10 protein-coding genes are annotated in these 10,474 nt (G+C 68.8%); 7 read left to right on the top strand and 3 right to left on the bottom strand.

Features of this window, described 5'->3' with window-relative positions:
• Window positions 1-103: 103 nt before the first annotated feature.
• The gene (locus tag G4D85_RS48210; protein ID WP_164021850.1) at window positions 104-1,753 is read right to left on the bottom strand and encodes a serine/threonine-protein kinase; all 1,650 of its coding nucleotides are present in this window, start codon (window positions 1,751-1,753) and stop codon (window positions 104-106) included.
• Window positions 1,754-1,953: 200 nt separating this feature from the next.
• Between G4D85_RS48210 and G4D85_RS48205 the strand changes: the two genes are divergently transcribed.
• On the top strand, window positions 1,954-2,205 hold the full coding sequence (locus G4D85_RS48205) for a helix-turn-helix domain-containing protein (RefSeq protein ID WP_240359949.1): 252 nt from the start codon (window positions 1,954-1,956) through the stop codon (window positions 2,203-2,205).
• Between the two features lie 136 nt (window positions 2,206-2,341).
• Window positions 2,342-2,701 (top strand): helix-turn-helix domain-containing protein, encoded by a 360-nt coding sequence (locus G4D85_RS48200; RefSeq protein WP_164021847.1) that lies wholly within the window; start codon window positions 2,342-2,344, stop codon window positions 2,699-2,701.
• Window positions 2,702-2,760: 59 nt separating this feature from the next.
• Here the strand turns inward: G4D85_RS48200 and G4D85_RS48195 are convergent, their stop codons facing one another.
• Both G4D85_RS48195 and G4D85_RS48190 read right to left on the bottom strand, forming a co-directional pair.
• The gene (locus G4D85_RS48195; RefSeq protein ID WP_164021845.1) at window positions 2,761-3,927 is read right to left on the bottom strand and encodes a serine/threonine-protein kinase; all 1,167 of its coding nucleotides are present in this window, start codon (window positions 3,925-3,927) and stop codon (window positions 2,761-2,763) included.
• A 546-nt stretch (window positions 3,928-4,473) separates the two neighbouring features.
• Complete coding sequence (locus G4D85_RS48190; protein WP_164021843.1) at window positions 4,474-5,379, bottom strand: LysR family transcriptional regulator; 906 nt, start codon at window positions 5,377-5,379, stop codon at window positions 4,474-4,476.
• Window positions 5,380-5,612: 233 nt separating this feature from the next.
• On the opposite strand from G4D85_RS48190, the gene G4D85_RS48185 reads away from it, so the two are divergent.
• The 5 genes from G4D85_RS48185 to G4D85_RS50555 all read left to right on the top strand — a co-directional run bounded on the left by G4D85_RS48185 (window position 5,613) and on the right by G4D85_RS50555 (window position 10,287).
• A complete protein-coding gene (locus G4D85_RS48185; RefSeq protein WP_164021841.1) occupies window positions 5,613-6,503 on the top strand; it encodes an aldo/keto reductase in 891 nt (296 codons plus the stop codon).
• Between the two features lie 419 nt (window positions 6,504-6,922).
• Window positions 6,923-7,927 carry an aldo/keto reductase gene (locus tag G4D85_RS48180; RefSeq protein WP_240359948.1) on the top strand — a complete coding sequence of 335 codons (1,005 nt, stop codon included), beginning with the start codon at window positions 6,923-6,925 and terminating at the stop codon, window positions 7,925-7,927.
• Window positions 7,928-8,018: 91 nt separating this feature from the next.
• Window positions 8,019-8,921, top strand: a complete 903-nt coding sequence (locus G4D85_RS48175) for a (R)-mandelonitrile lyase (protein ID WP_164021838.1) — start codon at window positions 8,019-8,021, stop codon at window positions 8,919-8,921.
• A gap of 264 nt (window positions 8,922-9,185) precedes the next feature.
• Window positions 9,186-10,097: an alpha/beta hydrolase gene (locus tag G4D85_RS48170; protein WP_240359947.1), complete on the top strand. Its 912-nt coding sequence runs from the start codon at window positions 9,186-9,188 to the stop codon at window positions 10,095-10,097.
• A gap of 55 nt (window positions 10,098-10,152) precedes the next feature.
• Window positions 10,153-10,287 (top strand): hypothetical protein, encoded by a 135-nt coding sequence (locus G4D85_RS50555; protein WP_275900428.1) that lies wholly within the window; start codon window positions 10,153-10,155, stop codon window positions 10,285-10,287.
• Window positions 10,288-10,474: the final 187 nt, after the last annotated feature.

Raw genomic sequence — 10,474 nt, 5'->3', positions numbered from 1 at the left:
GCTGCTTCGAGGTACACTCTGTTTTCACCGCGTAGCTCCTGTCGATGGGTGGAAAGCCTTGAGAACTCTCCAGTTATCGGTCGGTCGCTACGCGGTGTCCCCTCTACCCGTGATCGATCCGGGCTAGCGTTTCATCCCCCACCTTGATGCCGAGCTTTTCCATCGCCTCGACGGCGCCCGGGGGGCAGTCCTCGGGAGGTGGCGTCGGGCGCACCTGAGGGCCAGGGCAGGCCATCGTCAGGCAGGCCGCGATCCCCAGGCCGAGCGCCTTGCCAGGGGACACGCCGGTGTTCTTCTTCATCTTCACGGGAGCCTTCTCCTCGGAGAGCGTCGCAGGAAGGGCGACGGCCGCAAGGGTGGGCGCGCCATTGAGCGCGGCTGCGGCTTCCTGAGCTTCCGGTGGCATCCAGGGGGCCGCCACTTCCTGACCGGGAGCCCAGAGCGCAATCGTGAACGTTGAGGCGGCTGACGGTGAGAACGAGACTGCGTTGGAACGAGGCTCCAAGGCGTGACGTGCGGACGGGGCAGGAGAGGAGGACCGCAGGTTGCGCGCGATCACGCCCACGCCCACGCTCAAGATCACCAGCAGCCCCATCCAGATCGCCGCGCGCAGGTCATGGAAGTGACTGGCTTGTGCCGGGGGCGGAGCAGGCGTGGGACCGGGGCGAGCGGGAACTGGAGGCGGCAGCTCGGCCTGAATGGCCGCTGCGGTTGACTCCGGATCGTGCGCGGCATCCTTCGCTCGTTGACGCGGCCCCCGGCGAGGCCGGGCCTTGCGCTTCTTCAACCACTGCACCAGCTCGTCTTCGCCCGCGTGCGGCACCTCCGCGAGCGTGGTGGCGGTGTCCGGGCCATAGGCGTCGCAGAGCTTCACGTCCCAGGACTCGTTCGCCTGGGCCAGCAGGGCCTCCAGCTCCGCGCACAGCGCCTCGGCGTCCGGGTGGCGCTCCTCGGGCTCCTTGGCCAGCAGGCGCATGCACACGACACTCAGGGCCTCGGGGACGCGCGGGTTGAGCACATGGGGCGGCTTGGGCGCACGGTTGAGCACGGCCTCCACCCCTGCGGCCTCGTCCGGGAGGAAGGGCTGCCTGCCCGTCAGGAGCCAATAGAGAACGACGCCCAACGAGTACAGGTCATCCGAGGGGCCGGGCTGGTAGGAGCGGCCACGCTCGTCCCCGTGCTCCTGCTGGAAGCGCCACGCCTCGGGCGCGCGGTACTCCGGCGTGCCCGGTGGCAGCACGCCGCCGGTGATGCTGGGGGCGCTCTCGTAGCCGCCCGCGCCGAAGTCCACCACCACTGCCTCGCCGTCCGCGGCGCGCTCGATGACGTTGCTCTCCTTCAAGTCTCTGTGCACCACCTTCGCCCGGTGCGCGGCGCCCAGCCCGCGCGCCACGCCGCGCACCTTGAGCATGACTTCTCGGGCCGAGGGGTTCTCCTCCCTGGCCCACACATCCAACCGGCGCCCCTCCACGTAGTCCATGACGATGAAGAAGTATTGGGGCGCCGAGTCTGGCCACTGTCCGTGCCCACGGATGCGCACCAGATTGGAGTGCTTGAGCCGCAGGAGGATGGCCACCTCACGCTCGGCCCACTCGGCCAGCCCCCAGAGGGGGATGAGTTTGAGCGCGTAGAGCCGCCCTCCGCGCCGGGCTCGATACACGGCACCAAAGCCCCCGGCCCCCAGCTTCTCCTCCACCAGGTACCCGCCGATGTCCGTGCCCGGGGGCACAACGGGATGCAGACGCGGGCTCAAGTGTCCTCTCCGTGGGAGGGGCGGGTGGGTTCAGCGTTCCTGGCCATGCTCTCAACCGGCAGTGGAACTCGTACGAGTTCCCCCCGCGAAGTGGCGCGGGAGAAGGGTAAACCTTGAGCGGATAATATCGTTGAACCTGACGAGCTGTATGCTCGGAGTGCCGCCCACGCGGCATTCTCCTCCTTCTCCCAGGTCTCCTCATGTACGCGAAGCTCTCCCAGCAGATCGGAACCAATGTCCGCGCCGCCCGGCATCGGGCGGGCCTCTCGCAGGCCCAGGTGGCCGAGGCCATCCATGTGCCGACGTTGGTGTTCAGCCGCCTGGAGCGCGGCAGGTTGCTGCCCAGCCTCCCCACGATGGTGGGCCTGTGCGGTGTCCTCCGTGTCCCCGTGGACTTCATCCTGGGCGGCAAGGCCCTGGAGGTTCCCGCTCCCGGTGGGGCCGGCCAATAGGGGCGGTGCCGCCTCGTGACGGGGCTGATCGCGCATCGACACGGCTGCCAAGATGCGCCAGGAAGGGGCGTCCCCGAGGCGCGGGCCCTCCTGCCCGCGCCAGACCTGGTTCTCGTTGTTCCTGGTACCCCGACGCATGAACGAAGAACTGGCGACTCGCATTGGAAGTGCCGCCCGAGAGGCCCGGACGCAACTCGGGCTCACGCAGGCGGAGGTGGCCGAGAAGCTGGGCCTCGCGCACATGGTCTACAGCCGCCTGGAGCGCGGGAAGATGCTGCCCAGCGTCCAGACGCTGCTGCGGATGTGCTCGGTGCTGCGCATCTCCTCGGACGAACTGCTGGGGCTCGCGGACGCGGAGGAGGGGACGAAATCGGGCAAGGGGGAGCGAGGGCAGGGCGGGGCGCCCAAGCTGCGCCAGCTCACCGGCCTCGCGCGCAAGATGGACGAGGACCATCTCGATGCCCTCGTGAAGGTGGCCCAGGTGTTGTTGCGCTGAAACGACGCGGGCCCACACCTGGGGCCCGCTTGCTTCCAGGAAGGCCCGGCCGCCTGTTCTCACTCTTCGTTCGGTGTGGGCGTCGCCTCGTCGGCGTCCAGGCCCTCGGGGAAGATACCTTCTTCGTCCAGCTCCACCCGGTCGCGCAGGACGGACGCCTCCGACAGCATCCGCGCCAGCTCCTCGCCCGCCTCCTTCCGGCCGAAGGGCTGTGACTCCGCCGCGAGCGCCGCCCGCAGCGCATCGAGCATCTCGGCGGCCGTGGCGTAGCGCTCGGAGAGCTTGCGCTGGAGGGCCTTGTGGACGATGGCCTTGAGCGCATCCGGCAGGCCCGCCATCGCGTTCTCCACGTCCTCGGGGCGGTAGCGGTTGACGAGCGCGATCATCTGCGTGAGGGGCACCGAGGGCGTCTCCTCCGTCTTCACGTCCACGGTGGCGTTGGGGGCCTTTTCGTCCTCCACGTCGAAGAGGTGCTTGCACGTCAGCATCTCCATGAGGACGAGGCCCAGCGAGAAGATATCGGACCGGCCATCCATGGGCTTGCGGTGCAGGTACTCGGGCGAGGCGTACGCCACGTCGCCCTTGAGCAGGAGGCCCGGCGTCTCCTCCCGGCCCACCATGAGCGAATAGGTGCCGCCGAAGTCCGTCACCTTCACCTCGCCGCTCCGGGCCACGCGGATGTTCCGGGGCGCCACGTCGCGGTGGATGATGCCCAGCGGCCGGTTCTCCTGGTCCCTCAGGGTGTGCGCGTGGTGGAGGGCGTCGGCCACCTCGGCGGCGATGTAGAGGGCGAAGGGCGCGGAGAGCGGCTTCTCGCGCATGGTGGCGAGGCTGATGAGGGTGTCCAGCGTGGGGCCGTCCACGTACTCCGCGATGACGTGCGGCCGGTCGGCGTGGATTTTCAGGTGATGGACCTGGGCGATGGCCGGGTGGTGGAGTCGGAAGGCGAGCTGGACCTCCTCGATCAGCCGCTGGCACCGCTCGAAGGTGGCGGGATTGCGCAGGCGCTTGATGGTGACGAGTCCAGCGAGCCCATGGGGGAGGTGACGCTCGGCCAGGAGCACCACCTCGCCGTTACCCCGCCGCTCCAACGCTCGGATGGTCTCGTACGTGGTGGTCTCGATGGTGAACCGGAGCCGGGGGCGGGCGCCCTCCAAGTCGGAGGTGTTCTCCGGCGTCGGGGCCTCGATCTGCGTTTCATCGGTCGGCGTACTGTCATCGGTCATGTGCGGCCTCCAGGTGGGAAGGGACGCGCGGCGGGCACTGGCTTGGGCCTCCCGGCTCCCTGGTGGGGCCTCGGCTGCGGGAGGACGGGGCCGGTGGCCCTCGCAGTAAAGGTCTACTATTGATAAACCCAAGAGGTATTACAAGCGACCCCAAGCCCCGGCCGAGGTGAAGAAGCTCCTGAAGGTCCTTGTGTACGGAGGTCAGGGGTAGATGGCGCCCTAAGTCGGCCAGCGGGCATAGGGCCATCAGTCCCACGTGAACGCGGATGCTTCTGGGGTACTGGCTCGGTCCTTCCACCTTCGGATACACGACCACCGTGATCACCGGAGGCGGGTCCGGCCACCTCGTCTTGCGGTCCACGCGTGAAGTTGCGCCGCCGATTGGGTCTGCCCCCGCAGGACTGGCGCTGCCCTGGCGGCGCCTGGAGTCGGTCATCACCCACACTCAAGACGTAGGCCAGCGACGAAGGCCGAGGCCTGGCTCGGCGCGCCTCAAGCGAAGTGGACCGTGCAATTCTGACGGGCCCGACAGGCCTGCCGGACCCTTCAGTGCGTCCTGGCCGCGAACTCCCTGGCCACCTCGATGAAGAGGCGCAGGGGGCCGGAGCGCTGCGCCCGGCTCGGGAAGTAGAGGAAGAAGCCGGGCACGGTGGGTGCGTACTCCTCGAGCACACGCATCAGCCGCCCGTCGCGCAGCTGCTCCTTCACCGCCGGCTCGAAGGCGTACGCGAGCCCCAGACCCTGCTCCACCAGGGCGAGCATCAGCGCTCGGTTGTTGGTGACGACGCTGCCGCGCACCGGAACTCGCCAGTTCCGCTTCCCGCGCTCCAGCTCCCAGGCGTAGAGCCCCCCGCTCGAGGGGATGCGGATGGTGAAGCACTCGTGGTGCAGCAGGTCCTCGGGCCTCTGGGGCGTGCCGTGGCGTTCGAAGTACGCGGGGGCGCCCACCACGACGAAGCGGAAGGCCCCGGTGAGGCGCACCTGCACCATGTCGCGCTCGATGGCCTCGTGCAGGCGCACCCCTGCGTCGTAGCCGTCCGCGACGATGTCCACGAAGCGGTTCTCGGAGACCACCTCCACCTCCACCCGTGGGTGGCGCTCGCGGAAGGCGGGCAGCACGGGAGTGATGACGAAGGGCACTGCAATCTCCGGCACCGTCAGTTTCAGCCGCCCCACCGCCTCGCCGGGCCGGGCCGACACCTCTTGCAGGGAGGCGAGCGCCTGGCCGAGGCCTGGCCCCGCGCCCTCAAGCAGCCGGCGCCCTGCCTCTGTGAGCGCCATGCTGCGGGTGGTGCGGGTGAAGAGCACCACCCGCAGTTGCTCTTCCAGATGACGCACCGACTGGCTCACGGCTGCCGGGGTGACACCGAGCTCGCGCGCCGCCGCGCTGAAGCTCTTGAGGCGCGCCACCACGAGGAACGTCTGCAAGTGCGGCAGGAGGTTGGTCTTCATCGAGAGCGTCCGTTCGGGCAGCCGATGGGGCGCACCGTCGGCGCATTGCGCCCCCAGGCGCCGGTGCTCCGCAGTCTTAGCAGCAGGCATTTTCAACCGCAGCTTCAAGGCCCTTTGCCCTCTCGCCACCTAGTCCGGTGCCGCCGGGAGGGTTACTTCTCCTGGTGTCGGTGCGGAGCCTCGAGTCGAGCCCGCTACCCACCGCGCAACGGAAGCGCAGGGAAGAAGGGACCATGAGCGCAAAGAGCCCCACCATCACTCTCAGCAACGGTGTGCAGATGCCGGCCCTGGGCCTGGGCGTCTTCCAGAGTCCTCCGGCCGAGACGGCAGGGGCCGTCGAGGCGGCTCTTCGGACCGGCTACCGCCTCATCGACACCGCGGCCGCGTACGGCAACGAGCGCGAGGTGGGCGAGGGCATCCGGCGCTCCGGCCTCGCCCGGGACGCGGTGTTCGTCGAGACGAAGGTGTGGATCAGCGACTACGGCTACGACGCCACGCTGCACGCGTTCGACAAGAGCGCCCGCAAGCTCGGCGTCGAGCAGCTGGACCTGCTGCTGCTGCACCAGCCGCTGCCGTCGGCCTTCGACCGCACCCTCGAGGCCTACCGCGCGCTCGAGAAGTTGCTCGCGGACGGAAAGGTGCGCGCCATCGGCGTGAGCAACTTCATGCCCGGGCACCTCGAGCGCCTGCTGAGCGCAGCGAAGGTCGTGCCCGCGGTGAACCAGATTGAGGTGCATCCGTACTTCCAGCAGACGGAGCTGCAGCGCGTGCACGCGAAGCACGGCATTGTGACCCAGGCCTGGTCGCCCATCGGCGGCATCACCTCGTACTTCGGAGGTCGCGAGAAGACGACGTTCAACGACCCGACGCTGCTTGGGATCGCGCGCCAGCACGGCAAGTCGGCCGCCCAGGTGATGCTCCGCTGGCACCTGCAGAAGGGCCTTTCTGCCATCCCGAAGTCGATCAAGCCCGCGCGCATCGCTGAGAACTTCAATGTCTTCGACTTTGAGCTCACGCGCGAGCAGGTGGCAGCAATCGACGTGCTCGATACGGGAGTCCGTGGCGGGCCGGACCCCGACAGCATCACCCTCGCCAACTACGGCATCGCCATCCCCGAGGCCTAGGGCGCGACGTCCGCGGCCCTGCATAGCCCCAACGCACTCACCCCAACCTCCGGCGATTCCATCAGCATCGAAAGCGACGCCACGACTGGCCCTGCTCCGGAGGACGTCGACGCGCTGTTTGCCTCGCTCACCGAGGATCCGCCGGGCGCGCTGGACGGCGTGCGCGACATGGAGAACCTGCCGCTCGAGGACTAGCCGAAGCATGTGCGCGACGACCTGAACGCCCTAATCGCATTTCATTGACGAGAGGATTGCACATGGCATCGGAACCGAAGAGCAAGATGGGACGTCGCTCCTTCCTCCTGTCGGCGGGAGCCGTCGCCGCCACGCCGCTTCTGGGCGGCATGACCGCAGCGGCTGCGGCGGAGGCGGCAGCGCCGAGCAGGCCACCTGCACCCACGGCGCTCGGAAGGCGAAGGTTGGGCAAGCTGGAAGTCTCCAGCATCGGGCTCGGCGTGCAGAACATGAGCCGCACCTACCAGACCACGGTCCCCAGCCGGCCCGAGATGCACCGCATCATCCGGACCGCCTTCGACCGGGGCGTCACCTTCTACGACGCGGCCGAGGCGTACGGCCCGCATGAGGTCGAGCGCATCCTCGGCGAGGGCGTCGCGCCGTTTCGCGACAAGGTCGTCATCGCGACCAAGTTCGGCTGGAACATCGACCAGGAGACCGGCGCGCGCCGACCGGGGCTCAACAGCCGCCCGGAGCACATCAAGCGCGTCGTGGAGGGCATGCTCAAGCGCCTGCGCACCGACCGCATCGACCTCCTCTACCAGCACCGCGTCGACCCGGAGATTCCCATCGAGGGCGTCGCCAGCGCGGTGAAGGACCTCATGGCGCAGGGCAAGGTGCTGCACTGGGGCCTGTCCGAGATGGGCCTGGGCACGCTGCGGCGCGCACACGCCGCGCTGCCCGTGAGCGCCGTGCAGAACGAATACTCGATGCTGTGGCGTGGCCCTGAAGCGGAGGTCCTCCCGCTCTGCCAGGAACTGGGCATCGGCTTCGTGCCGTGGAGCCCGCTGGGCGTGGGGTTCCTTACGGGGGCCATCGATGCGAACACGCGCTTTGCTCCGGGGGACATCCGCGGCGTCGAGTCCCGCTTCTCTCCGGAGAACCTGCCGCACAATCTCGCGCTCGTGGAGCTGGTGAAGCGCTGGGCCGAGCGCAAGCGTGCCACCCCCGCGCAAATCGCGCTGGCCTGGCTGCTGGCGCAGAAGCCCTGGATCGTCCCCATCCCGGGCACGACGCAGATGGCGCACATGCTCGACAACATCGGGGTGGCGGACGTGCGCTTTACGCCGGCCGAACTCGCCGAGCTGAACCGCGCCGTCCGGGCGGTGGAGGTTCGCGGCGCCCGGCTCCCGGAGCAGGTGCAGGTCTTCTCGGGAGTGGAGGCGGCGCCGAAGAAGCAAGGTCCGTAGAGGGGCAGGAGCCCTGGCGGGCCCGACCACCTCGAACGAACCACCGGCCTCTGATGGACCCGGCCATGGCGCATCTGAAAGGACTGCTGACATGAGACTCACAACACTGACTGCCGCGGTGCTGCCGCTACTGGCCGTGGCTTGTGCCCACTCGAACAACACCGGGGAGTCGATGGACGCCCGGGTGTCCGTGGCCCCTCCAGGTGACGGCGCACAGGGACTGCAGATTGCCCGGGCCGGCTCACAGACCTCGCGTGAAGGCCCCGCCGAGAACTTCACCGGGGCCGTGCGGGTCGACCCGCTCTTCCAGGCGAAGCCCCCAGCACGCGCCTCGGGCGCCGCCGTGACCTTCGAGCCCGGCGCCCGCTCGGCCTGGCACTCGCACCCGCTGGGCCAGGTCCTCTACGTGACGGAGGGCGTGGGCCGGGTGCAGCGCTGGGGCGACCCCGTCGAGGAGATTCGCAAAGGCGACGTCGTCTGGATTCCGCCGGGGCAGAAGCACTGGCACGGGGCTTCGCACGAGAGCCGGATGACGCACATCGCAGTCTCCGAACACCTCGACGGCAAGGCCGTGGATTGGATGGAGAAGGTGAGCGACGCGCAGTACGGCGCGCCCGCCACGGGCCGAGCGGCCACCTCCGCGGCACCCGTACGCCCCGGCGTCGGTGCAGACGGCCAACCCACCCGGGCCCAGCAGCTGTTCGGCGACATCTCGCCGAAGATGGTCGAGCTCACGGACGGCGTGCTCTTCGGCGACATCTGGGAGCGCCCGGAGCTGTCCAAGCGGGACCGCAGCCTCGTCACCGTCAGCGCCCTCATCGCGATGAATCGCCCCGACCAGCTGCGGGGCCACTTCGCTCGGGCGCGCGACAACGGGGTGACGCGGGAGGAGCTCATCGAGACCATCACCCACCTGGCGTTCTATGCGGGCTGGCCGAGCGCGGTGATGGCGCTCGGCGTGGCGAAGGAAGTCTTCGAGGCCAAACAGCCGTGATTCGGCAGCCGGACGTCCTCGACGGCGTCACCAGGAGGTAATCCAGATGCGTGCACAGGTGGCGGGGCGCTTCATATCGTGGTCGCTCGTCGTGGCGGGCATTGACCCGTGAGACAGGGAACCGGCCGAAGCGAGGCTGCGATGAGCCACTTTGAAGTCCGTCGTCGGGGACAGAGCGCAGCAGTCCTGATGCGCAGCGTCCGCTTCGCAGCCGTCCTCCTCGTTGCTGCAGGGGCCGCGGTCGCACAGGGGAGGGGAAGTGCCATGAGGGAGGGCCAGGCTGGCCATCTCAGTCCTCGCAGCACCCTGCGAGACCTGCTGCACCACCCGGCGTTCGCGGGCTTCGGCCCGTTGCTGCTGCCGTGGGATGGGCGCGCGTACGACGAGGCCCTGCCGCTCTTAAAGATTGGGTCGCTGTTGCCGTACCACACGGAGGTCCACCCCGAGACGGTGACGCATGCGCTCAATCGCATGGTCGACGACGTCAACGGCGGCAAGCCCGTCTTCTACCGGTTCTACGATGAAGCCCAGCGGCAGGACGAGCCCGACAAGAACCGCACCGGGCTGTTCTACTTCCGTGGCAAGCCCGGAGCGCCCTTCGCGATCATCAGTCCCGGGGGCGGCTTCAGCTACGTCGGCAGCGTCCACGAAGGTTTCCCGTACGCTGCCGAGATCAGCCGCCGGGGGTACAACGCCTTCGTGCTGAGGTACCGGGCCGGACAGGGCGCCGCAGTGGCAACCCAAGACCTCGCCGCGGCCCTGACGTACATCTTCCGCAACGCGCAGACGCTGGGCGTCAGCACGTCCGGCTACTCGCTCTGGGGAAGCTCGGCCGGGGCGAGGATGGCAGCCGCCATCGGTTCACACGGCGCGGCGGCGTTCGGCGGCGCGCAACTCCCGAAGCCGACGGTCGTGGTGATGGCCTACACGGGGCATTCGGACCACTCCTCCGACGAGCCCGCCACCTTCGTTGTCGTAGGCGAGCGGGATGGGATTGCTCCGCCAGCGGCCATGGAGCGGCGCGTTGCGGCGCTCCGAAAGGTTGGGAGCGTCGTGGAGTTCCGCCGCTACCCGAACCTGGGCCATGGCTTCGGCGTCGGCACCGGCACGCCGGCCGAAGGGTGGATCGCCGAGGGGACCCGCTTCTGGGAGCGAATCCTACGCGAGCGGGACTGAGCTGCGCCCCCTCGCGTAGCGTCACCTTCCTGGAGGCGAGGAGGACGGCTCCGTAATGGACAGTGCCCAGGTGGCGGCCCTCATGCTTGGCATCTTCCAGGGGCCGCCCGACAGGCAGACGGGCGGCTACCGCCTTGTCGACACCGAGGCTGCTAGCACGCAGTCGGATGCGGACACCAAGAGTCGCTGAGACAGTTCAACGAGAGGAGTTTGCAAATGAGAGCCACCACTTTGAAGGCTACCCTTCTAACACTACTGCATCAGGGGCCCGCGGGGTGCACGGGGAGACCGGGCAGGCTGCGTGAGGCGCGTCGGTGGTTGGAGCGGTGGCAGGTGGGACAGCGAGGCAGCCAGGTGGCAATCACGCGCGCCATGGC

The organism is Pyxidicoccus trucidator, from assembly GCF_010894435.1.
Classification (GTDB): domain Bacteria; phylum Myxococcota; class Myxococcia; order Myxococcales; family Myxococcaceae; genus Myxococcus; species Myxococcus trucidator.
The sequence above is the reverse complement of the archived record's forward strand: the minus strand, read 5'-3'. Positions and strand labels throughout refer to the sequence as shown.